20 protein-coding genes and 1 tRNA gene are annotated in these 24,486 nt (G+C 38.8%); 14 read left to right on the forward strand and 7 right to left on the reverse strand.

Annotated features, from left to right (window positions below; genetic code table 11):
• Positions 1 to 466: 466 nt before the first annotated feature.
• From PSE60_RS05875 to PSE60_RS05885, 3 genes are read left to right on the forward strand one after another with little or no spacing between them, the layout of a single operon-like run.
• Positions 467 to 1,018, forward strand: coding sequence for an NAD(P)H nitroreductase (locus PSE60_RS05875; protein WP_272664814.1), 552 nt, complete (start codon positions 467 to 469; stop codon positions 1,016 to 1,018).
• 11 nt (positions 1,019 to 1,029) lie between these two features.
• On the forward strand, positions 1,030 to 2,073 hold the full coding sequence (gene selD, locus PSE60_RS05880; protein WP_004911178.1) for a selenide, water dikinase SelD: 1,044 nt from the start codon (positions 1,030 to 1,032) through the stop codon (positions 2,071 to 2,073).
• Between the two features lie 3 nt (positions 2,074 to 2,076).
• Complete coding sequence (locus PSE60_RS05885) at positions 2,077 to 3,996, forward strand: DNA topoisomerase III (protein WP_272664815.1); 1,920 nt, start codon at positions 2,077 to 2,079, stop codon at positions 3,994 to 3,996.
• A gap of 65 nt (positions 3,997 to 4,061) precedes the next feature.
• Here PSE60_RS05885 and xthA read toward each other — a convergent pair whose 3' ends face one another.
• The gene (gene xthA, locus PSE60_RS05890; RefSeq protein WP_210839365.1) at positions 4,062 to 4,874 is read right to left on the reverse strand and encodes an exodeoxyribonuclease III; all 813 of its coding nucleotides are present in this window, start codon (positions 4,872 to 4,874) and stop codon (positions 4,062 to 4,064) included.
• Positions 4,875 to 5,439: 565 nt separating this feature from the next.
• On the opposite strand from xthA, the gene PSE60_RS05895 reads away from it, so the two are divergent.
• Complete coding sequence (locus tag PSE60_RS05895) at positions 5,440 to 6,315, forward strand: LysR family transcriptional regulator (protein WP_004911163.1); 876 nt, start codon at positions 5,440 to 5,442, stop codon at positions 6,313 to 6,315.
• A 1-nt stretch (position 6,316) separates the two neighbouring features.
• Here the strand turns inward: PSE60_RS05895 and PSE60_RS05900 are convergent.
• The 3 genes from PSE60_RS05900 to PSE60_RS05910 form a co-directional block, all read right to left on the reverse strand.
• A tRNA-Tyr gene (locus PSE60_RS05900) sits at positions 6,317 to 6,401 on the reverse strand.
• Positions 6,402 to 6,560: 159 nt separating this feature from the next.
• Positions 6,561 to 7,409 carry a formyltetrahydrofolate deformylase gene (gene purU / locus PSE60_RS05905; protein WP_210840352.1) on the reverse strand — a complete coding sequence of 283 codons (849 nt, stop codon included), beginning with the start codon at positions 7,407 to 7,409 and terminating at the stop codon, positions 6,561 to 6,563.
• A 92-nt stretch (positions 7,410 to 7,501) separates the two neighbouring features.
• Positions 7,502 to 7,981 (reverse strand): YchJ family protein, encoded by a 480-nt coding sequence (locus PSE60_RS05910; protein WP_272664816.1) that lies wholly within the window; start codon positions 7,979 to 7,981, stop codon positions 7,502 to 7,504.
• A gap of 125 nt (positions 7,982 to 8,106) precedes the next feature.
• Between PSE60_RS05910 and rssB the strand changes: the two genes are divergently transcribed.
• Together rssB and galU are read left to right on the forward strand one after the other, a co-directional pair.
• Positions 8,107 to 9,117: a two-component system response regulator RssB gene (gene rssB / locus PSE60_RS05915; RefSeq protein WP_210840354.1), complete on the forward strand. Its 1,011-nt coding sequence runs from the start codon at positions 8,107 to 8,109 to the stop codon at positions 9,115 to 9,117.
• A 159-nt stretch (positions 9,118 to 9,276) separates the two neighbouring features.
• On the forward strand, positions 9,277 to 10,197 hold the full coding sequence (gene galU / locus PSE60_RS05920) for a UTP--glucose-1-phosphate uridylyltransferase GalU (RefSeq protein ID WP_210840355.1): 921 nt from the start codon (positions 9,277 to 9,279) through the stop codon (positions 10,195 to 10,197).
• A gap of 465 nt (positions 10,198 to 10,662) precedes the next feature.
• Here the strand turns inward: galU and hns are convergent, their stop codons facing one another.
• A complete protein-coding gene (hns, locus tag PSE60_RS05925; RefSeq protein ID WP_004254106.1) occupies positions 10,663 to 11,073 on the reverse strand; it encodes a histone-like nucleoid-structuring protein H-NS in 411 nt (136 codons plus the stop codon).
• 532 nt (positions 11,074 to 11,605) lie between these two features.
• Between hns and PSE60_RS05930 the strand changes: the two genes are divergently transcribed.
• Positions 11,606 to 12,235, forward strand: coding sequence for a thymidine kinase (locus tag PSE60_RS05930; RefSeq protein ID WP_210838696.1), 630 nt, complete (start codon positions 11,606 to 11,608; stop codon positions 12,233 to 12,235).
• Positions 12,236 to 12,433: 198 nt separating this feature from the next.
• Here the strand turns inward: PSE60_RS05930 and adhE are convergent, their stop codons facing one another.
• Positions 12,434 to 15,139 carry a bifunctional acetaldehyde-CoA/alcohol dehydrogenase gene (gene adhE / locus PSE60_RS05935; RefSeq protein ID WP_272664817.1) on the reverse strand — a complete coding sequence of 902 codons (2,706 nt, stop codon included), beginning with the start codon at positions 15,137 to 15,139 and terminating at the stop codon, positions 12,434 to 12,436.
• Between the two features lie 482 nt (positions 15,140 to 15,621).
• Between adhE and PSE60_RS05940 the strand changes: the two genes are divergently transcribed.
• The 7 genes from PSE60_RS05940 to oppF all read left to right on the forward strand — a co-directional run bounded on the left by PSE60_RS05940 (position 15,622) and on the right by oppF (position 24,055).
• Positions 15,622 to 16,266 (forward strand): YchE family NAAT transporter, encoded by a 645-nt coding sequence (locus PSE60_RS05940; protein ID WP_004254112.1) that lies wholly within the window; start codon positions 15,622 to 15,624, stop codon positions 16,264 to 16,266.
• Between the two features lie 528 nt (positions 16,267 to 16,794).
• On the forward strand, positions 16,795 to 18,408 hold the full coding sequence (locus PSE60_RS05945) for an ABC transporter substrate-binding protein (protein WP_442959752.1): 1,614 nt from the start codon (positions 16,795 to 16,797) through the stop codon (positions 18,406 to 18,408).
• 93 nt (positions 18,409 to 18,501) lie between these two features.
• Positions 18,502 to 20,142 (forward strand): oligopeptide ABC transporter substrate-binding protein OppA, encoded by a 1,641-nt coding sequence (gene oppA, locus PSE60_RS05950; RefSeq protein ID WP_272664819.1) that lies wholly within the window; start codon positions 18,502 to 18,504, stop codon positions 20,140 to 20,142.
• 71 nt (positions 20,143 to 20,213) lie between these two features.
• The gene (gene oppB / locus PSE60_RS05955) at positions 20,214 to 21,134 is read left to right on the forward strand and encodes an oligopeptide ABC transporter permease OppB (RefSeq protein WP_004254116.1); all 921 of its coding nucleotides are present in this window, start codon (positions 20,214 to 20,216) and stop codon (positions 21,132 to 21,134) included.
• A 14-nt stretch (positions 21,135 to 21,148) separates the two neighbouring features.
• The gene (gene oppC, locus PSE60_RS05960; RefSeq protein WP_004911132.1) at positions 21,149 to 22,057 is read left to right on the forward strand and encodes an oligopeptide ABC transporter permease OppC; all 909 of its coding nucleotides are present in this window, start codon (positions 21,149 to 21,151) and stop codon (positions 22,055 to 22,057) included.
• A gap of 10 nt (positions 22,058 to 22,067) precedes the next feature.
• Positions 22,068 to 23,057, forward strand: coding sequence for an ABC transporter ATP-binding protein (locus PSE60_RS05965; RefSeq protein WP_272664820.1), 990 nt, complete (start codon positions 22,068 to 22,070; stop codon positions 23,055 to 23,057).
• Positions 23,054 to 24,055, forward strand: a complete 1,002-nt coding sequence (gene oppF / locus PSE60_RS05970; protein WP_004254119.1) for a murein tripeptide/oligopeptide ABC transporter ATP binding protein OppF — start codon at positions 23,054 to 23,056, stop codon at positions 24,053 to 24,055. The genes PSE60_RS05965 and oppF overlap by 4 nt, the downstream gene beginning before the upstream one ends.
• Positions 24,056 to 24,134: 79 nt before the next feature.
• Here oppF and PSE60_RS05975 read toward each other — a convergent pair whose 3' ends face one another.
• Complete coding sequence (locus PSE60_RS05975) at positions 24,135 to 24,467, reverse strand: HI1450 family dsDNA-mimic protein (protein ID WP_272664821.1); 333 nt, start codon at positions 24,465 to 24,467, stop codon at positions 24,135 to 24,137.
• Positions 24,468 to 24,486 lie beyond the last annotated feature (19 nt).

Raw genomic sequence — 24,486 nt, forward strand, 5'->3', positions numbered from 1 at the left:
CTCCTATCCTGTATATTTTGCACCATACGGGTGTTGGCTTCACTGGTTTGCCGTTGGCTTATGGCACAAACTATTTTTGGATATCACATAAATATTTCTTTCTACAGTTGGGTTATTTCCGCCTGTAGCACGAATTTACGACAGTATACTCAAAAGCAAATCTGTTACCCGGTCATCACATCGAACTGTTGATGTCTTAGTTGTATCAATACAATTAGTTGCAACTGCAGGCTATTTTTATGCATAACAAAATTATGATACGCAAGGTACAATGCTTCAATGATATTTTTCACGTGTGACAAATGATACAATTCAATGAATTTATAACGTAATTTTACCTAGCGAATAACCGTTATTATTGTATTAGTGTAAGCGATTTTCCTTTAAGCTTAAACAATAGATAGCGTGGGTATCATTATCTAATTGAATGATTATCATATCAGTTTACTCTTAAACGGAGACAAATATGGATGCTTTAACCCTTTTGTTGAACCGCCGTTCAGCTTCAAGACTCACATCACCAGCACCGCAAGGTGAAGAACTTAACAATATACTTGCAGCGGGGATGAGAGCACCTGATCACGGTGCGTTGAAGCCGTGGCATTTTGTTGTTATGCAAAATGAAGGTATTAACCGCTTCAGTGAGCTATTAGAAAAAGCGGCAATTGAAGGGCAATTAGGTGCTGAAGTAGAAGAAAAAGCACGTAACGCGCCTTTTCGTGCTCCACTCATTATTACTGTAATTGCAAAATTAAAAGACCATCCGAAAATACCACAATGGGAACAATTAGTTGCTGCGAGTTGCACTGTTCAAGCAATGCAAATGGCTGCGGTTGCTCAAGGGTTTGGCGGTATATGGCGCTCAGGAGCATGGACAGAAGATGCTGTGGTTCGTGCGGGATTAGGTTGTGGAGATAACGACCGTATTGTTGGGTTTCTTTATTTAGGAACGCCAGAGCTTAAAGCACCAGCAAAAGTACAATCTCCTGATATGACAGGCTTTGTATCTTACTTCTAAAGAGAATAATAATGACTGAAAAAATTAGATTAACACAATATAGTCATGGTGCAGGCTGCGGCTGTAAAATTGCACCTAAAGTATTAGAGCAAATTTTACACACGGAACAAGCAAAATTTCATGACCCACATTTGTTAGTTGGAAATGAAACGAAAGATGATGCGGCGGTTTATGATCTCGGTAACGGGATTGGTATCATCAGCACGACAGATTTTTTTATGCCGATCGTTGACTCTCCGTTTGAGTTTGGCCGTATTGCCGCAACTAATGCGATTAGCGATATCTTTGCTATGGGCGGAAAACCGATTATGGCAATCGCTATTTTAGGCTGGCCAATTGCTAAGTTACCACCAGAAGTGGCTCGTGAAGTGATTGAGGGTGGACGTGCCGCTTGTGCGGATGCTGGCATATCATTGGCTGGAGGGCACTCTATTGATGCACCGGAACCTATTTTTGGTTTGGCAGTTACAGGTGTTGTGAATACGGAATATGTGAAGAAAAATAGTGCCGCAACAGCGGATTGCGAATTGTTCTTGACTAAACCGCTTGGAATCGGTGTTTTGACAACCGCTGAGAAAAAAGGGGTACTTGCGCCGGAACATCAACACTTAGCGGCAGAAACCATGTGCCAAATGAATAAGTTAGGGGCGGTGGTTGCACCTTTAGAGGGTGTGACGGCTATGACGGATGTAACTGGTTTTGGTTTATTGGGGCATTTAAGTGAGATTTGCGAAGGGTCTAAAGTTCGCGCTGAAATTTCCTTTAGTAAAGTTCCTAAATTAGCTAACGTCGAAAAATATATTGAAGCAGGTTGTGTTCCTGGCGGAACAACCCGTAACTTCGACAGTTATGGTCATCTTATTGGCCCAATGAGTGATATGCAACGTCAGTTATTGTGTGACCCGCAAACCTCTGGTGGCTTACTCATTGCAGTAAAACCTTCCGAAGTCTCTAAAATTAAAGAGATTGCACAGCAGCAAGGTGTTTTGTTACAGTCTATCGGTAAATTATTACCCCATCAGGATAATGTTCCTTTAGTTGAAGTGATAGATTAATTTATGCGTTTGTTTATTGCGGAAAAACCGAGCCTTGCAAGGGCCATTGCAGATGTATTACCCAAACCCCATAAACGAGGTGATGGTTTTATTCAATGTGGTGATGGCCAAACCGTAACATGGTGTATTGGCCACCTTTTAGAGCAGGCGGAACCCGATGCTTATGAACCTCGGTATGCACGTTGGAATCTTCAGGATTTGCCAATTATCCCAGATAAGTGGCAATTGAAGCCCCGTCCCGCAGTAACGAAACAGTTAAAAACCATTGAAACATTACTGAAGCAAGCTTCAATAGTCGTCCATGCAGGAGACCCCGATAGAGAAGGTCAACTGCTAGTGGACGAAGTGCTTGATTTTTTAAAGCTCGACCCTGAGAAACGCAAAACCGTAAAGCGTTGTTTGATCAATGACCTTAACCCACAAGCCGTTGAGCGGGCAATTGACCGCTTAAGAGAAAATCGTGAGTTTATCCCTCTTTGTGTCTCAGCCTTAGCGAGAGCAAGGGCGGATTGGCTTTATGGTATCAATATGACTCGTGCTTATACGCTATTAGGGCAACGAGGTGGATATCAAGGTGTTCTTTCTGTTGGGCGAGTACAAACACCAGTTTTGGGCCTCGTTGTTAGGCGTGATGAAGAAATAGAAAATTTTATCCCTAAAGACTATTTCGAGGTGAAAGCCCATATTGTTACGCCAAAAGATGAGCGTTTTGTGGCGATATGGCAGCCAAGTGACTCCTGCATAGATTACCAAGACGAAGAAGGGCGTTTGTTCCACCGGCCGCTTGCAGATCATGTGGTATCGCGAATTGAGGGCAAGCCTGCCATCGTGACGCAATATCAGGACAAGCGCGAGTCTGAAATTGCACCATTGCCTTTCTCTTTGTCGTCTTTACAGATTGAAGCCGCTAAAAAGTATGCGTTGAGTGCACAAGAAGTGTTGGATATATGCCAACGCTTGTATGAAACACATAAGTTAATTACTTATCCACGTTCAGATAGTCGCTATATACCTGATGAACATTTTGCAGGGCGACATAGTGTATTGAATGCGATTGCTGTGCATCAGCCTGATCTCACTGAATTTGAACTGCCAGAGTTAGATAAGAAGAATCGTTGTTGGGATGATAAAAAAGTGGATGCCCACCATGCAATTATTCCAACAGCAAAAACGGCAGCAGTCAAATTAACGGAAAATGAAAGTAAAATTTACCAACTGATTGCACGCCAATATATTATCCAGTTTATGGCAGATGCGGTATACCGTAAGTGTACAATTGATCTCGAAATTGAAAAGGGTAAATTTATTGCAAAAGCTCGTTTTCTTGCTGAAGCGGGTTGGCGAGTTGTATTAGGCAATAAAGAACGTGATGCCGAAAACGATGGCATGCCTTTGCCGGTTGTGAGCAAAAATGATGAGTTGTTATGTGAGAAAGGGGAAGTTGTCGAACGGCAAACACAGCCTCCGCGCCCTTTTACGGATGCAACGTTATTATCAGCAATGACTGGGATCGCGCGGTTTGTGCAAGATAAAGCATTAAAAAAAGTATTGCGAGAAACGGATGGCCTTGGTACGGAAGCGACTAGGGCGGGCATCATTGACTTACTATTCAAGCGCCAATTTCTCTACAAGAAAGGGCGTTACATTCATTCCTCTCCGGCGGGAAGGGCTCTAATTCATGTTCTACCCGATATGGCAACATTACCGGACATGACCGCTCATTGGGAATCAGTGTTAACTCAAATTAGTGAAAAACAATCACGTTATGATGACTTTATGCACCCGCTAGGTCAAACGTTGATGCAATTAATTCACCATGCACGCCAATTTTCAAATTTGAGGGCATTTCGAGAATTACCAGCCCCATCAGCAAAAGCAGGGAAAAAATCAGCAAAAACGGGTAAGAAAACGAAAAAGAATTAGCTGAGTCTGGTAAACCAATAAAAGGCGCTTTAAGCGCCTTTTTGCATTATAACCAGTGAGGAAAATTATTTTGTTAGGTCAAACTCAGACCACACCGGTGCATGGTCTGATGGTTTTTCCATTCCGCGAATATCATAATCAATGCCCGTTGCAATACAACGTTCAGCAAGGTTATTTGAGGCTAGTAATAAATCAATACGTAAACCGCGGTTATCATCAAAACCCTTAGAACGGTAGTCAAACCATGAGTAGCAATCAGCAACATCAGGATTTTTAGCTCGGTATGTATCGACCAAGCCCCAGCCTAACAATTTAGCCAACCATTCACGTTCTTCAGGTAAAAAAGAACATTTTCCGGTTTTTAACCAACGTTTGCGGTTTGCATCACCAATACCGATATCCAGATCGGTTGGGCTAATATTCATATCACCCATAATGAGTAATTGAGATTCAGCCGTTTGTGTTGATGTAATGTAATTCTGTAAATCTTGATAAAATTTTTCTTTTGCTGGAAATTTTGTTGGGTGGTCGCGGCTTTCCCCTTGAGGAAAATAACCATTAACAACAGTCAATGGGCCACGCCCTGTTTGGATGTCAGCCATGATAATACGGCGCTGTGCGTCATCATCGTCAGTTGGAAAGCCTTTACGGACAGCAAGAGGCTCATTTTTTGTTAAAAGAGCCACGCCATAATGGGCTTTTTGGCCGTGATAAAAAACATGATAGCCGAGCTGGCTAACCTCTTCATAAGGGAACATATCATCATGGACTTTTGTTTCTTGTAAACCAATAACCTCAGGTTGATGTTTTTCGATGATTGCAGCGAGTTGGTGAGGACGAGCTCGAAGGCCATTGATATTGAACGATATGAATTTCATGGTTTTTTATCACCTAGTTTTATGATTATTATGCTTATTCTACCAGATGGTAGCAATACTGTAACCCCGCGTAGCATGTTTCAACGATTAGGTTGTTTTATAGTTAATAACGATTATGATAAAAATGGTCATTACATAACTCATTCTTGGTATAATATCAAAATTTAGCGCTTAATATAAAAATTATAATAAATTTAGTTAATCAAAAAATATTATGATTAATTAAATTTATTATGGGTGCTAGAATTTAATTTCCGATTAAAATTAAATTAATAATTTCAATATTAACTAGTTTTAATTTCATTTAAAGTCAATTGGTTATTTATATTTTAATGTGATTTAATAGTGGAGGCATAAAAAATAATTAATCGAAACAGTATAATATATTGCTTTGTAATGATGGAAATTATAAAAATACTTTTATGAAATATTGTTAATCATTCAATAAAAAATCAACTTTGACTTTTTATTTTTTGGATTAATTTATGGGCTAATCAATATAATTATTAATGAGAAAGTTAAGTATGTTGATTAACATTTTAATAAATGGAATGGGGTCATAGATATGTTCTTTTCAAGAAAATTAGAGGCGTTTATGGCGGTTGTTGAGAATGGCTCGTTAAGCAAAGCGGCAAGAGTGATGAACCGTACGACACCTCCCATCGCAAAGTCAATCAAAGACTTTGAGACAAGCCTAGGTAAACGGCTTTTTAAACGAGAAAAATTTGGAATGACATTAACTAAGGATGGCCAAGAACTTTATAACGATCTAAGAGATCTTTATTTACAGGAGAAGGAAATAACGAAAAAACATTTTTCAGGTTATATAATCAATGAGGCTAATATTTATTATGACTGGGGTAAGGAAAATCATTTAATTAATTTATATCAATCAGCACATCAAAATAATGTACAAGTAAATATATTAAGGTTTAATTATGATGAAGTAGATGAAATTGTCGATTATGATGGAAATACACTTATTCTTAGTTCAGAGCAGGTTGTCAGTGAGCGATTTTCATTACAAAAAATAATAGAAAATTCACCATTAGGTATTTATTGTCGGAAAGAACTGTATGAGAAATTTCATTATGATCTTGTTACATTATTACAAAAAAGTACCTGGCTATGTGACCCAGCATTTTATAAAAGTTCATTGATGAGCGATTTATTAGCAAAAATTGAAACGGTTGATAATAAAACGAGCGTGAGGCAAATGGATAATATTGGCTGTTGCCAAAGTTTTATTCAAGATGGTGACTTTATAGGCATTATAGACCACTATCCAGAAGAAGAATTAATCGATAAATCATTAATTTATATACCATTAAACAAGATTTTGGGGAAAAGTGTTTGTTACATTTATAAATCGAAATCACACTCTAGTGTACTAAATCGTTTTATGGGTGTTGTTGATAAATTAGGGGGGGATGTTAATTAAATGGTGGTGGGAGAAGGATTCGAACCTTCGAAGTCTGTGACGGCAGATTTACAGTCTGCTCCCTTTGGCCGCTTGGGTATCCCACCAGATTTTGAGTTGCTGTAATCATTGACAGCGGGCGGCATCATATCAAATGACGCGCCGCTGTAAAGCATTAATTTTCAATAAAATGGTTGTTTGCTGTTTTTTTATTCTTAATGCGTGTTAAATCAACAAAGTGTTGCTAAAGAAGCCACAGTGTTGGCTTATAAAATAATGGTGCGATTACCATATACAAATACACGTTGAGCTAAAACCCAGTAAAGAGCATGGCTTAGTACATTTTTTTCAACATCACGTCCAGCACGCATCATATCATCCGCTGTGAATGTATGGTCTACATTAATCACGTTCTGTGTAATGATTGGTCCTTCATCAAGGCTGTCATTAACAAAATGCGCAGTAGCACCAATAATTTTTACGCCACGCTCATAAGCTTGGTGATACGGGCGGGCACCAATAAAGGCAGGTAAAAACGAATGGTGAATATTGATAATCTGGTTTGGGTAATGCTGAACAAATGCAGGCGTTAATACGCGCATATATTTAGCCAACACAACATAGTCAGGCTGATACTGGTCAATCTGTGCTGTCATTTTTTCGTCATGTTGTTCGCGAGTTAAGCCTTCATGACTAATATGGTGGAACGGGATGCCAAATTGTTCGACTAAGTTCTTTAGTGTATCGTGGTTTCCAATAACCGCAGCAATTTCAACATCCAAGCCATCATAAGCACTTTTCATGAGTAGGTCGCCCAGACAATGCGCTTCTTTGGTTACCATGACGACAATACGACGTCGACCTGCAGTATTTAATTCACGTTGAGACCCGACAGGTAATGCATCATCGAGATCCGCTAATAATGTTTCATCGTTGAAAATACCTTCTAGCTCAGTTCTCATGAAGAAACGGCCAGTGTGATGATCAACAAATTCATTATTTTGTACAATGTTGAGTTGGTGTTTATAGCAAATATTGGTGATTTTCGCGATTAATCCTTTCGCGTCAGGGCAAATTGTCCTGAGAATTTTCTTTTGTACAATTTTGTGTTGCATGAAACAGCCTAATCCTTAACTAACAAAGCGATATAAAAATGACGGATTGAGTATTAAATGTGTCTTGTTGACAGGTATTAAATAAAGGGTAATTAGTCTGGGTGCCCACACTTTTTATATTTTTGGCCAGAGCCACAAGGACATAAATCATTACGACCGATTTTTGGGGTAATACCGTCTATATAATACCAACACGAATCCATCTTAATAAAACGCGAACGTTCATGAATAAGCTGCTTATGATCAGCTTTTTCATCAATAAAGCAAGCCGAAAATTCGACATAAGCTTCATCGTGATTTTTAGCATAAGAAGAACTAATAACACGAAGACCACACCAGCGTGTCTTCGAAAAACTATTTACAATTTCTTGGTGCCATTCTTGAGCATGGCAATCCGGGTGCCATGTTTTAATCAGATAATCGGCATTTTGGTGTACATAAGCGCTATATCTGGAGCGCATAAGCTGTTCAGGCGTCTGTGGAATAGATTTCCCTTGTAAAAAAGGGGCGCAGCATTGTTCAAATTGTGCTTCGTTGCCACAGCAACACCTATCTTCTACTTGTGATTTCATAACACTCTCTATAAAAATAAGTATAAGATTGAAAAGTCACTATACTTAAATGATGGCGAATAAATGATTTTATCGTATGAATAATTGTATTGTTAATTAAACCAGGCTTTTGCAGTAGGTATCTTATGAAAAATAGAAAAGTACTCATAATAGAAGACGAAATCACCTTCTGTACAATTTTAAAAAATTACCTCGAAACGCTGGGTATTGAGATCTATACCGCAGATAATGGTCAATTAGCAATAGAGATGTTAACAATAGACGGTATCAACCCTGATATCATTCTATGTGACCTTAATATGCCGATAATGAATGGTGAAGCGTTTATGCGAGAGCTGATCGCTCGTAATATTGATATTCCAGTCATTGTGATTACAGCAACAACCGATTTTACCCAGTTAGATAGAATGTTTCGTTTAGGGGCAAAAGATGCTTTGCTTAAGCCAATAAAAAATTTAGATGAAGTTAAAGTGACCCTCCTTTCTGCACTGTATCCTGAGAAAAATAATCTAACAGAGCTAATGGGGGAGGAAATTCATCAAATTTCTACATTAATGCAAGATCATACTCAAGATATGTTGACAGTGTTGAAGCAGTTACAACCGCCGGTACACCAAATTATAAATAATTACCGAATTAACTATCGCCAACTTAATGAGGCTAACCGCTTTGGCTTATTATTAGATTTAGCCGCTATTTCAGACAGTCAAATAGGATTTTACTGCATTGACACTGAGCGCTCTCCCCAGGAAGGTATTATGGCTGCTTTTTTGATTCGTGTTGTGTTCAATGACCTATTAAAAAGTGCGGTAAGCTACCCAGAAAAAAAATTACCGAATATTGATAGGATTATTAATCAAATAAACTATTTACTAGAGGACTCGGGGTTTAGTGGGCAATTCCCTCTCTTATTGGGGTATTTTAATACACAGAATAAAGCAATTATAATGGCGAGTGCAGGCTTAGAAGCGGAAATAACGACAGAAAATACGCATGTTAAGTTACCAAGAAGTCTTCCTTTAGGCACACTTAAATTTTATCAATCTAATCATTTAGAGGTAAAAGGGACTGCTTGGCAGTGTTTAATTCGTAATGATAGCCAGAAAATAAAACTTATGTTTAACTCGGAGACATAACTAATGCCTAAAATACATGCATATGTCATCTAAATAACTCTATTCAGACTCGTCGCTATTTATTCATAAATATTTCCTGATATACTTTTGCGCACTTAAAATGCCTCTTGATACTTTAGTGAAATTCGAGAGACAAGGATGATATCTGGAGTGATAAAAATGACACAGCGCAAGGTGCGTAAAGCGGTAATCCCCGTTGCGGGCTTAGGGACACGTATGCTTCCTGCAACAAAAGCGATTCCAAAAGAAATGTTGCCAATAGTCGATAAGCCACTTATTCAATATGTTGTTAATGAGTGTATTGCTGCGGGGATCAATGAAATTGTTTTAGTAACACATTCATCAAAAAATTCCATTGAGAACCACTTTGACACAAGCTTTGAGTTAGAAGCTATTTTAGAAGCGCGTGTTAAGCGCCAGTTATTGGATGAGGTTCAATCTATTTGTCCAAGCCATGTAACGATTATGCAAACGCGACAAGGAATAGCAAAAGGATTAGGGCATGCAATTTTGTGTGCTAAACCGTTAGTCGGTGAAGAACCTTTTGCGGTTATTTTACCTGATGTCATTTTAGACCGTTACAGTACAGATTTAACCAAGTTTAACTTGCGTGAAATGCTCGAACAATATGAATCAACAGGTGCAAGTCAAATTTTAGTTGAACCAGTCCCTGAAGAAGATGTATCTAGCTATGGTATTGTGGATTGCAGTGGAGAAACACTAGCGCCTGGGGATAGCAAAAGAATTGTTCGTATGGTTGAAAAACCAAAACGTGAAGAAGCTCCATCTAATTTATCTATTGTTGGTCGCTATGTTTTATCTGAAAAGATTTGGGATGCATTAGCTAAAACAGCCCCCGGTGCTGGTGATGAAATACAATTAACTGATGCTATTGCATTAATGATGGAAAATAATGAGCCTGTAGAGGCCTACCACTTATGTGGTAAAAGTCATGACTGTGGAAATAAATTAGGTTATATGAAAGCATTTGTTGAATATGGAATGCAGCATGATGCGTTGGGTGAAGAGTTTACTCAGTGGCTGACGAAATTATCAATGTCATTGAATTCAACAAAATAAAATTTCACAATAAATTTTTATTAAAGGCTAACTTAATTTGTTAGCCTTTTTTATGCGTAAAAAAATAAATTATTAACAATAAACATCAGGTATTAAGGCGTATCGCTCTGATTTAGACTGTTTAGTTGCTACTCATTATAAGTGAGAGGTGTACAAAAATTAACATATAACCCCATTATATAAATAAAATCACTGAACAATATTTAAGTTTATCTAATTAAGCTTACATATCTTTACTACTCTTTTTTATTTATCATGATTATTTGATTGGTAGTGTAATACAGCGCAAAGGCTTAAACAGAACAGTTAAATGAAGTGGGGCGGTAGTTATGCGGCTTTAGTGCTAAAAAAGGGGGGTATAATAGCTAAGCGCTTTTTCTTAGTAGAGGTTAATATAAAATAATATATAAAGGTTTAAACAAAAACACCCTTATAAAAGGGTGTTTAGAATACATGTTGAGGCTATTAGATTAAGAAATCATCTAAAGATTTGCCTTGTTCTTCAATGGCAACCTTGATTACCGCTGGAGTACGGCCTTGGCCTGTCCAAGTTTTAGTTTCGCCATTTTCATCAACATATTTATATTTAGCTGGACGTGCAGCACGTTTAGCACGGGTGCTAGTGCTTTTACCTGAGTCCATGGTTTGCAGAAGGTCATTTAAATCGACGCCTTGCTCAAGAATCATTTCACGAACTTTTTCCAATTTACGGTTACGTTCTTCTAATTCCGCGCGAGCTTGGCTCTCTTCATCACGACGTTCTTCAACAACGACGGTTAATTTTTCCAGCATTTCTTCTAAAGATTCTAAAGTTACTTCGCGAGCTTGAGCACGAAGAGTACGGATGTTATTTAACGCTTTTAATGATTCGCTCATTTTCCTGGTCTCAAATTATTTGTTGGCATGTGTACAGTAATAATAGAATGCTATTTTAAATTCTGCAATAGCTAAATTACTTCCTTAGTTTAAAAGTAATCTTTAACGAATGCAATTTTTTTACAAAAGAAAAATAAACTTTTCGTAGATATATATATAGCTATTATCAATAACTGAACTAAACGAAAAATAGGAATAAGCCAAAATCTTAGTGATTAAATAATTCAAAAAAGAAGAGGCGTGTCTCATTTTACTTTTACTCGGAATGAATTGAAGGGAAGGTCTGGCTTAAATTTTCTTTTTTTGATGATGTTTTTTAGCGGAATGTGCTTTAGTTGAAACTGTTTATAGTTAATATCAAATTGATTTTTATTGCATACGAGCTAAGCAATTATTTGCAATAAGGTGTAAGTTGAGCCTAAAAAAAAGTTAAATTTTCAATAAGTAAAGGACATCTACACCAATATTGTTAATCCTGAAGTATGTTTTATGGTAAAATTATTATGTATATTAATTTTGAGGGAACAGCCAAATGGCTCAGCTTTACTTTTATTATTCAGCAATGAACGCGGGAAAATCAACGTCATTATTGCAATCATCGTATAACTATAATGAAAGAGGAATGCGTACGGTTATTTTTACGGCAGAGATAGATAACCGTTTTGAACAAGGAAAAGTCTCATCGCGAATAGGTTTATCTGCAGAAGCGTTACTATACTCAACGACAACAAATATGGCCGAGTTAATCAAAAAAGAAAATAGTGAACAAAAAGTACATTGTGTTCTTATTGATGAATGTCAGTTTCTAACAAAAAAGCAAGTTGAAGAATTATGTGACATAGTCGATAACGAGGATATTCCGGTTTTATGTTATGGATTGCGTACCGACTTTGCAGGACAATTATTTGAGGGTAGTCAATATTTGCTTGCTTGGGCTGATAAATTAGTTGAGCTAAAAACGGTTTGCTATTGCGGGCGTAAGGCGAGCAAGGTATTACGTATAGGAAGTGATGGGGTGCCTGTATATGAAGGCTTACAAGTTGATATAGGTGGTAATGAAAAGTATATCTCTGTTTGTCGTAAGCACTATTCAGAAGCAATAAAACAAGCTCAGTTGATGAATGAGGGCGTTATACCTAAGCAGCCACTTCATTTTCGATGAGCAGAAATATTTTGGTGTAGGGACTAAAATAGGCTTCGGTTATCGGATTATTACGGCAGTTAATGAAATCAACTCAGTGGGTTAAATTATTTTATATAATATTGATTTTATGTATTCTTGCTGTCATCCATTTCAAATAGTGAAACAAAAGGCACTACAATAATTGTAGTGCCTTTATTTTAAATAATGTTTAACACATTATTTCTTAGCGTTTTTCTTTTCTACTTCTTTTTTTACGGCTGTTTTTTTCTGAGGCGCTTTTTTTTCCTCTTTATCAATCACAGGCGTATCTTGATGCTCAACAAACTCACGACCATAATAAGAATCCAGTAATAACTGTTTAATTTCAGAGATTAAAGGATAGCGGGGGTTTGCTCCTGTACATTGGTCATCAAATGCATCTTCAGAAAGTTTATCTACACGGGCTAAGAAGTCGGCTTCAGTTACACCAGTCTCACGAATAGATTTAGGAATGCCTAAATCAGCTTTCATTTCCTCCAACCATGCGAGTAATTTTTCAATTTTCTCAGCAGTCCGATCTCCAACTTTAGTGAGCCCTAAATGATCTGCAATTTCTGCATATTGGCGACGTGCATGAGGTCGATCGTATTGGCTAAACGCAGTTTGTTTTGTTGGGTTATCATTAGCATTAAAACGGATAACATTACAAATTAATAATGCGTTCGCAAGGCCATGAGGAATATGGAACTCTGAACCAAGTTTGTGAGCCATTGAGTGACAGACACCTAAGAATGCGTTTGCAAATGCAATACCCGCAAGTGTCGCTCCGTTATGAACACGTTCTCTTGCAACAGGGTTTTTAGCGCCTTCGTGGTAACTGGCTGGTAAATAATCTTTTAACAAACTCAGGGCTTTAAGTGCTTGTCCGTCAGTAAATTCATTAGCTAAAACAGAAACATAAGCTTCCAATGCATGAGTGACAGCATCTAAACCACCAAAAGCAGTTAACGATTTAGGCATATTCATGACTAAGTTCGCGTCAACAATTGCCATATTTGGTGTTAATGCATAATCCGCTAATGGATATTTTTGGCCTGTTTTATCATCAGTCACTACGGCAAATGGAGTCACTTCTGAACCTGTACCAGAAGTCGTTGTGATAGCAACTAATTTAGCCTTAACGCCCATTTTAGGGAAACGGTGGATACGTTTACGTATATCCATGAAACGTAATGCTAGTTCCTCAAAATGAGTTTCGGGGTGCTCATACATAACCCACATGATTTTAGCCGCATCCATTGGTGAACCACCACCTAATGCAATAATGACATCAGGTTGGAATGCTTGCATTTGTGCAGCACCTTTACGGACAACCGTTAATGTCGGGTCTGCCTCAACTTCAAAGAAAACATCAGTTTCAATGTGATGTTTTTTGAGAACGCTAACGACTTCATCAACATAACCATTATTGAATAGATAGCCATCGGTTACGATAAAGGCGCGTTTTGCACCGTCAGTTGCAATCTCTTCAAGGGCGATAGGTAGACAACCACGGCGGAAGTAGATTGAGTTCGGAAGTTTATGCCACAACATATTTTCAGCTCTCTTCGCCACAGTTTTGGTATTGATAAGGTGTTTTGGACCGACGTTTTCAGAGATGGAGTTCCCCCCCCAAGAACCGCAACCTAGTGTAAGAGAAGGCGCTAATTTAAAGTTGTACAGGTCACCAATACCGCCTTGTGACGCTGGCGTATTGATTAAAATGCGCGCAGTTTTCATTTTTTGGCCAAAATAGTTAACTCGTTCATGTTGGTTATCTTGGTCAGTATATAGGCAAGAGGTATGGCCAATTCCTCCCATTTCAACTAATTGTTCCGCTTTTGCAACTGCATCTTCAAAATTCTTACCACGATACATGGCTAATAATGGAGACAGTTTTTCATGAGCGAACGGTTCTAATTCATCAATGGCTTTTACTTCACCAATTAAGATTTTAGTTGTTTTTGGCACGCTAATACCGGCCATTTCGGCAATTTTATAGGCAGGTTGACCAACAATAGCAGCGTTCAGGTTGCCATTTTTTAAGATGATATCTTGAACTGCTTTGAGTTCTTTTCCTTGTAGCAGGTAGCCACCATGGCTGGAAAAACGCTCACGAACTTGGCTGTAGATTTCATCCACGACCACAACGGATTGTTCAGATGCACAAATAACCCCGTTGTCGAATGTTTTTGACATCAAAATAGATGCGACAGCGCGCTTAATATCTGCCGTTTCATCGATCACCACAGGGGTGTTACCAGCACCAACTCCGATTGCGGGTTTGCCTGAGCTATAAGCGGCTTTCACCATGCCTGGTCCACCTGTTGCTAAAATCAGGTTTATATCAGGATGGTGCATTAAGGCATTGGATAGCTCAACAGAAGGGGAGTCAATCCAACCAATAATGTCTTTTGGTGCACCCGCTGCAATAGCAGCATCAAGCACGATTTGTGCAGCACGGTTAGTGGCAATTTTGGCGCGAGGGTGCGGAGAAAAGATAATCGCGTTACGCGTTTTTAAGCTAATGAGTGATTTGAAAATGGCGGTTGAAGTTGGGTTAGTTGTTGGCACAATACCACAGATAATGCCAATCGGCTCAGCTATCGTAATTGTCCCAAATGTTGGGTCTTCAGATAGCGTACCGCAGGTTTTTTCGTCTTTATAAGCATTGTAAATATACTCTGAAGCAAAGTGGTTTTTGATCACTTTATCTTCAACAATACCCATTCCAGATTCTTCGACAGCAAGTTTTGCTAGGGGGATACGTGCGTCAGCAGCAGCGAGGGCAGCAGCTCTAAAGATTTCATCAACTTTTTCTTGGGAGAAAGTAGCGAATTCACGTTGAGCTTTTTTGACACGAGCAACGAGTTCATTGAGTTCGGTAACGTTAGTTACGGACATATAGATTACTCCTGATAAATGTTAAACTTTTTAAGCCAATGAGCAATGCATCCATAGAGCGAAGAAATGCTTAAAGATGAAAGTATAGATGTAATCTATAATAACGCTGCTCATCATCGCTTATTGGCTTAAAAACCTTATTCAATATTGAGTTAATATCCTAATTAGCTCTGTCTATCAGTTAAGAGTAGATTAACAAAACGGTAATTAAATAAAGTGATCTAAATCACGAAAACGTCAAGCTGACTCCTTTCAGCACGTGTATTTATGCACAAGTTGAATAAATGTTGTTCATCTATTACTTAATTTAATATTATCAAAACAATTCGTGCGGATAATCTATGTCTATCTAACTAAATATTAAATAAATTTAGCAAGTTAAAGAAAATATTGTTTTGCTCAAGGAAATTAATAACATCGGTGGTAAAATTATGAAAGGTATCAATGAATCTCTAAAGAGAACTGCTTAAGGAAATGAATGGGTGAGTAGCGCATTACTTGATTTATCGGGTTATATTAAATTTTTTATTGGTTTGTTTGCACTTGTAAACCCAGTTGGCATATTACCTGTGTTTATTAGTATGACAAACTATCAAAGTAATGCTGGGCGAAATAAGACTAACACCATTGCAAATACCTCAGTTGCGATCATTTTATGTACTTCATTATTAATTGGCGACTCAATACTGCAATTATTTGGCATTTCAATTGATTCCTTCCGTATTGCTGGGGGAATTTTGATCGTCACAATCGCGATGTCAATGATTAGCGGTAAAATTGGTGAAGACAAACAAAACAAGCAAGAAAAAACAGAAACTGCGGTTAGGGATAGCATCGGTGTTGTACCTTTAGCTTTACCTTTAATGGCGGGGCCTGGTGCAATAAGTTCTTGTATTGTATGGTCATCTCGTTGGCATGGTTGGCAAAACTTTTTAGGCCTAGCATTGACGAGTATCGCTTTTGCCTTTTGTTGTTGGTTACTATTTCGTTCAGCGTCTTTATTGGTTCGTTACTTAGGTCAAACAGGGATCAACGTAGTAACCCGTATCATGGGGTTATTATTGATGTCGCTGGGAATCGAGTTTATTGTGACGGGTGTTAAGGCCATATTCCCAGGCTTATTGTAATTTCATTTCTTTTTATGGCTGCAAATCGACCCTATTTGCAGCCATACCTATTGTTAATTTACCTCGTATCACACATATCAGTTTTGCTATTCAGATAGCATATTTCTCTTTTTTTAATTGACTGGCTAAAATTTTAGCTATCAATAATCACGTCTAAAAAAATGATACCTGTAATTATATGTGGCATTTATTGCTAAAACAGGGATAAAAAGTAAGGAATTGTGAGCTACGTAAATTTATTCACTATTCTAATTGGTGTTTGTTAATGATATGTTTGGAAATGTGCTTGGGGGCTATCTTATTGCATATAACCAATATTTAATTAACTAATTGTAATGCAAGTGAATTATAACAATGGCTCCTGTTTTTTTTAAAACTTACTTAAAATTTTTAACTGACTAATGTTAATTAATTGTTTTAATTATTTGAGTTCATTAAGTGGATTGCCCATAAGGAAATAGCGGTACTAGGGCTTAAATATCAGCGTAAAGAAGGTGGCTAGTGAGGTTATAGCACCATCAATGAATCATGAGGGATAGGATGTTCAAATCAACACTTGGTTTTGGTGTACTCTCGTTATTATTTGTTACGTTACAGGCAAGTGCCACGGAAAAAGTAAAACAGGTTATTACAATTAACAATGGCTCAGAAGTGACTTCACTTGACCCCCACAAAGTGGAAGGGGTGCCAGAAGGCAATGTGATATTAAACTTATTAGAAGGTCTAGTGTATACCGATATAGACGGTAAGTCGGTTCCTGGCGTTGCTAAAAGTTGGAGTAATGAAAATTTCACCACGTGGGTTTTTACTTTACGAGATGATGCAATGTGGAGTGATGGTTCGCCAGTAACCGCTGAAGATTTTGTGTATAGCTGGCAACGCTTGTCTGACCCAAATACCGGCTCGCCTTACTCCAGTTACTTACAAAATGCATATATTTTAAATGCAGATGCAATTTTAGCAGGGAAAATGCCAGCAACAGCGCTGGGAGTAAAGGCGCTTGACCCGCAACATTTGCAAGTGACGCTTAGCCACCCTGTGCCTTATTTTGTAGATATGCTTTCCCATACATCTATGAAACCCGTGAATAAATCTGCGATTCAACGACATGGCGATAAATGGACCCAGCCTCAAAATTTTATTGGAAACGGGGCATACGTATTGGATAGCTGGGTGGTAAATGAACGTATTGTTGTCAAACGAAATCCATTTTACTGGAATAACCAAAATAGCCGTATTGAGCAAGCAACCTTTTTAGCGATTAGTTCCGAAGTGAGTGATATTAATCGTTATCGTAGCGGTGAAATTGACATTTCTAATTCAACAATCCCACCTGTTTTATATAAAAAAATGCAGCAAGAAAGGCCCAATGAGTTATATGTTCGGCCTTATTTATGTACGTTCTATTACGAAATTAATAATCAAAAAGCGCCGTTTAATGACCCGAGAGTGCGTGAAGCAATAAAACTAGGGTTAGATAGAGAAACAATCACCAACAAAATTATTGCTCAAGGACAAAAAGTCGCTTATGGCTTTACGCCAACCTTTATTAATAATGGCAATTTTACATTACCTAATTGGGCAAATTTATCGGCGGAGCAACGTTACCAACGAGCAAAAGATTTGCTTTCACAGGCAGGCTATAACAAAGAAAACCCATTGAAATTTGCTTTACTGTACAACACTTCAGATCAAAATAAGCAGCAAGCTATCGTTGCGGCATCCATGTGGCAGAAAAATATTGGCGCACAAGTTACGTTGCAAAACCAAGAATGGAAAACATCATTACAAAGTCGCCATGAAGGAAACTACGATGTTGCTAGGGCGACATGGTGTGCAGATTACAATGAACCAACCGCCTTTTTGAACATGATGCTGTCTCAAAACAGTAATAATACCTCTTTTTATAATAATCCGGACTTTGATGCCTTACTTGAGAAAGCGTTAATTGCACCAGATCCTTCATCTCGTCATGCGATATACCAACAAGCTGAAGCTTTGCTAGACAAGGATTCGGCGATTGTTCCTGTTTATTATCGTGTCAGTGCTCGAATGATAAAACCGAGTGTTAGTGGATTTAAAGGTAATGACCCTCTTGATTATACGGATATTAAACGGTTATATATAAATGAACCTAATTAATAATATCTAAATAATTATAAAAAGTGTTCATCATCGTAGATGAACATGTATCAACACACAATCATAATAATATATATGGGAGTAACCGATAAGATGAGTAAATCAATCAATAAATCGATTATTGCACTTAGCGTAATGACTGGGTTAGCAATGGGCTCTATAGCAACAAGTTTTGCTGCAACGGTTCCTGCTGGAGTTGAACTGGCAGAAAAACAGGTAATGGTTCGAAATAATGGTTCAGAACCTCAATCTTTGGACCCACATAAAATTGAAGGGGTGCCTGAATCCGCTTTAGCAAGAGATCTTTTCGAAGGGATCACGATAGTGGGGCCTGATGGTGAAATTTTACCTGGTTCGGCAACCAGCTGGGAAAACAAAGATTTTACAGAGTGGACATTTAAAATTCGTGATGGCGCTAAGTGGTCTAATGGTGACCCTGTCACGGCAGAAGATTTTGTGTATAGTTGGCGACGATTGGCTGACCCTGATACCGCATCACCTTATGCAAGTTATTTGCAATATGCTCACATCCAGAATATTGATGATGTTATCGCAGGTAAGAAAAAACCGGAAGAACTTGGTATTAAAGCCCTTGATGACAAAACCCTAGTTATTACACTGAGTGAAGCTGTTCCTTATATTCCTAAATTATTAGCGCACTCATCTATGTCGCCAGTCAATAAAAAAGTCATTGAACAATATGGTGCTAAATGGACGCAACCACAGAATTTTGTCGGGAATGGAGCATATAAATTAAAAGATTGGACGGTAAACGAGCGCATTGTATTAGAACGTAGCCCAAGCTATTGGGATAATGCGAATACGGTTATTGATCAAGTTACGTTTTTACCTATTTCTTCAGAAGTCACGGATGTTAACCGCTATCGAAGTGGTGAAATTGATATGACATACAGTAACTTACCTATCGAGCAGTTTAAAAGCTTACAACAAAATATGCCGAATGAGTTACGTGTAAACCCGTATCTCTGTATTTACTATTATGAAATTAACAATGAAAAACCACCATTTAATGATCCTCGTGTTCGTGAAGCGTTAAAGCTATCTATGGATAGAGATACGATTACCTATAAGGTCAAAGCGCAAGGGGATATTCCTGCGTATGGTTTCACACCACCATTTACCAGCGGTATGAAAACAGAAAAACCGGATTGGTATGCGAATATGACCCAAGAGCAGCGTAATGAAAAAGCGAAACAGTTGCTAGAAGAAGCGGGATATAACAAGGCCAATCCATTAAAATTCAACCTATTGTATAATACTTCAGACTTACATAAGCGTATTGCCATCGCAGCTTCTTCTATGTGGAAGAAAAATATTGGCGCGGAAGTGAAACTAGAAAACCAAGAATGGAAAACCTTCTTAGACAGCCGACATCAAGGTAACTATGATGTCGCACGTGCAGGCTGGTGTGCTGACTACAACGAGCCGTCCTCCTTCCTGAATATGTTACTTTCCTACAGCAGTAATAATACGGTTCATTATAAAAATACAGATTTTGATGCGGTGATGAAAAAAACATTACAAGTCAAAACAGATGATGAACGTGCAGAACTCTATCAACAAGCTGAAAAATTACTTGATAAAGACTCCGGTATTGTTCCTCTTTACTACTATGTTAATACGCGTTTAGTGAAACCTTATGTCGGCGGTTATAGTGGCAAAGACCCATTAGATAACCTGCATACTAAAGATTTATACATTATTAAACACTAATACAGTTGCACTGGCTCCATTCATTGGGGCCAGATATTCGCCTATTTAGGCAATAGAAGTAGGAAAGAGCGATGTTGAAATTTATTTTTCGTCGGTTGTTAGAAGCCATCCCGACTCTTTTGGTTCTGATTACCATTTCATTTTTTATGATGCGATTAGCCCCAGGGAGTCCGTTCACTGGCGAGCGGAAATTGCCACCGGAAGTGATGGCAAATATTGAAGCTAAATATCATTTAAATGACCCAATGTATAAGCAGTATTTTAATTATTTAATTCAGCTTTCTAAAGGTGACTTTGGTCCATCATTTAAATACAAGGATTACAGTGTTAATGATTTAGTTGCTAAAGCATTTCCGGTCTCAGCAAAATTAGGGGCAACGGCATTTATTGTTGCTGTTTTATTTGGGGTATCCGCAGGGGTGATAGCCGCACTAAACCAAAATACCAAATGGGACTTTACAGTCATGGGGTTTGCCATGACGGGGGTTGTTATCCCAAGCTTTGTTGTCGCACCGTTATTGGTGCTGATTTTTGCCATTCATTTGAAATGGTTTCCTGGCGGTGGCTGGGATGGCGGAAATCTAAAACACATGGTGCTCCCCATGGTTGCGCTTTCATTAGCTTATATCGCCAGTATTTCCCGTATTACACGCGGTTCGATGATCGAAATTATGCATTCTAATTTTATTCGTACTGCTCGTGCAAAAGGGTTACCGCTAAGAACTATCATTTTACGCCATGCACTCAAACCAGCGTTGCTTCCCGTGCTCTCATACATGGGGCCTGCCTTTGTGGGGATTATTACCGGGTCAATGGTAATTGAAACTATTTTTGGGTTACCAGGGATCGGCCAACTCTTTGTTAATGGTGCACTTAATCGTGATTATTCACTGGTATTGAGCTTAACGATTTTAGTTGGGGTACTGACAATTACATTTAATGCAATTGTCGATGTTTTGTATGCAGTTATTGACCCTAAAATTCGTTACTAAGCCGGAGAAACACGATGCTATCGAATCAAAAAAATAGTGAAGCTCTGGCGAATTTTTCAGAGCAGCTCGATATTGAAGGGCGCAGTTTATGGCAAGACGCAAGGCGCCGTTTTATGCACAACCGTGCGGCAATTTTTAGCTTATGTGTCTTATTTTTAATTACTCTGTTTGTTATTTTTGCTCCCATGCTATCGCCTTTTTTATACGATGACACCGACTGGGAAATGATGTCAATGCCACCTGATATGGCAACTGGACATTATTTTGGCACAGATGCTTCAGGCCGAGATCTATTAGTGCGTGTCGCGATTGGTGGGCGTATTTCCTTGATGGTGGGAGTCGCAGCTGCGCTAGTTGCCGTGGTGGTAGGAACGTTATACGGTTCATTAGCTGGGTATGTGGGGGGAAAAGTGGATTCCATCATGATGAGGATATTAGAAATTTTAAACTCCTTCCCATTTATGTTTTTTGTGATCCTCCTAGTCACATTGTTTGGTACCAATATCTTACTGATCTTTGTGGCGATTGGGATGGTATCGTGGTTGGATATGGCGCGTATTGTTCGCGGGCAAACACTTGGATTAAAGCGCAAAGAATTCATTGAGGCAGCGCTGGTTTGTGGTGTTAGTACACGGCAGATTATTTTACGTCATATTGTTCCTAACGTTTTAGGTGTCGTCGTGGTGTATGCCTCATTATTAGTTCCAAGTATGATTTTATTTGAGTCATTTTTGAGCTTTTTAGGTTTAGGTACACAAGAGCCATTAAGTAGTTGGGGGGCTTTATTAAGTGATGGGGCGAACTCAATGGAAGTCACTCCGTGGTTATTACTGATCCCAGCAGGTTTCTTAGTCATTACGCTATTTTGTTTTAACTTCATCGGTGACGGGCTGCGTGACGCGCTCGACCCGAAAGATCGCTAGAGGGAACAATATGTCAAATAACTCAATGAAAAGCCCTCTGTTATCCGTGAAAGATCTCAGTGTGACATTCGCGACCCAAGATGGTGACGTTACCGCCGTAAATAAATTGAACTTTGAATTAAGTGCGGGGGAAACGCTAGGAATTGTTGGTGAATCCGGTTCAGGAAAATCACAAACAGCTTTCGCTCTGATGGGCTTGCTTGCCAAAAATGGCAAGATTAATGGCTCTGCCATATTTAACGGCCGTGAGATCTTGAATTTAAGAGAAAAAGAATTAAACCGGATGCGAGCGGAAGAGATTTCAATGATCTTCCAAGACCCAATGACATCATTGAATCCTTATTTGAAAATTGGTACGCAACTGTCGGAAGTTCTCATGTTACATAAAGGCATGAGTAAAAGGGAGGCTTTCGAAGAATCGGTTCGTATGTTAGATGCAGTTAAAATGCCTGAAGCACGTAAGCGGATGAGTATGTATCCACATGAATTTTCAGGAGGAATGAGACAACGAGTCATGATTGCAATGGCATTATTGTGTCAACCCAAGTTGTTGATTGCTGATGAACCTACGACGGCACTTGATGTGACAGTACAAGCGCAAATTATGACTTTGCTCAATGAGTTAAAACAGGAATTTGATACTGCGATTATTTTGATTACTCACGACCTTGGGGTCGTCGCTGGGGTATGTGATAAAGTTCTCGTAATGTATGCGGGGCGCACGATGGAGTATGGTACCGCTAAGGATATTTTTTATCAGCCATCTCATCCATATTCACTTGGCTTGTTAGCTGCTGTTCCTCGCCTTGATGGAGATGACGAGAGTTTAGCGACCATTCCCGGTAACCCACCTAATTTACTACGTTTACCTAAAGGTTGCCCATTTTCACCTCGTTGCCAATACGCCGTTCAGCAATGTGTTGAACAAGAACCTGCATTAACCACTTTTGGTCAAACGCGGTTACGAGCCTGCTTTAAGCCGCTGGAGGAGTTGGTATGAGTACCCATGAAAATAGGCCTGTATTGTTAGAAGTGAATGATCTTAAAGTCCATTTTGAGATTAGAGATAAAAAACAGTGGTTTTGGCAGCCAAACAAAAGCCTCAAAGCTGTCGACGGCGTCACTCTGCGTTTATATGAAGGTGAAACATTAGGTGTGGTTGGGGAATCGGGGTGCGGAAAATCCACTTTTGCTAGAGCACTCATTGGGTTAGTGAAAGCGACGGATGGCACTGTAAGTTGGCTTGGGCAGAACTTATTAGGTAAAACCGATAAAGAGTGGCGCAGCGTTCGCAGTGATATCCAAATGATTTTTCAAGATCCATTGGCTTCTCTTAATCCGCGAATGACCATTGGCGATATTATCGCCGAACCATTAAAAACATATCATCCTAAAATGCCACCATCACAAATCACCGAAAAAGTGAAAAAAATGATGATGCGGGTTGGTTTATTACCAAACTTAATTAACCGTTATCCCCATGAGTTTTCTGGAGGGCAATGCCAGCGTATTGGTATCGCAAGAGCATTGATTTTGGAACCTAAGCTTGTGATTTGCGATGAGCCCGTTTCGGCATTAGATGTGTCAATTCAAGCACAAGTTGTTAATTTATTGCAAGAATTACAACGTGAAATGAAATTATCCCTCATATTTATCGCACACGATTTGGCAGTCGTTAAGCATATTTCTGACCGTGTGTTAGTGATGTATTTGGGCCATGCCGTGGAGCTTGGTACCTATGATGAGGTATATAATAACCCATTGCATCCTTATACACGTGCTTTGATGTCTGCGGTGCCAGTTCCTGATCCCGATAAAGAAAAAAATAAGGTGATAGAGCTTTTAGAAGGTGAATTGCCATCTCCAATTAATCCGCCTTCAGGTTGTGTATTTAGAACCCGTTGCCCATTAGCAGATGAAGAATGCGCAAAAACCAGGCCATTATTAGAAGGGAGTTTCAAACATGCGGTGTCTTGTTTGAAAATTGACCCTCTTTAGTCCGTTATAGATGCCCAGTAAGTTAAAAACAGAGCCAAGTGCTCTGTTTTTTTATCGAATAATCTGAATAGTGATATTCCTATTTTTTCCACAGGATATGGTGAAACGGTTTAGAAGGGTGGCGGCTAATTAATACGCGGGCAAAGACATCGTCTAGCTCGGCATCAGGGCTTTGAGCTAACCCGATAACCACTTCACTTAATTGTGCTAATTCAATGTCATCATTAATAATATTTTGCCAGTTATGACTAAAAGGGACAATTTCTGCAGCACCTAACTCTTCAAACTGCAACGCAAAAATTAATTGGTCAGCCGGCTCTAAATTATCCATTGCCCCTTCAAGAAAAAGGTCATAAGCGATTTCAATTATATCATCTTCATCGATTAACGGTGTATTTTGTATTTCAGTCATGACCTTTCCTAATAAACTT

The organism is Providencia sp. PROV174, assembly GCF_028480685.1.
Lineage (GTDB): Bacteria > Pseudomonadota > Gammaproteobacteria > Enterobacterales > Enterobacteriaceae > Providencia > Providencia rettgeri.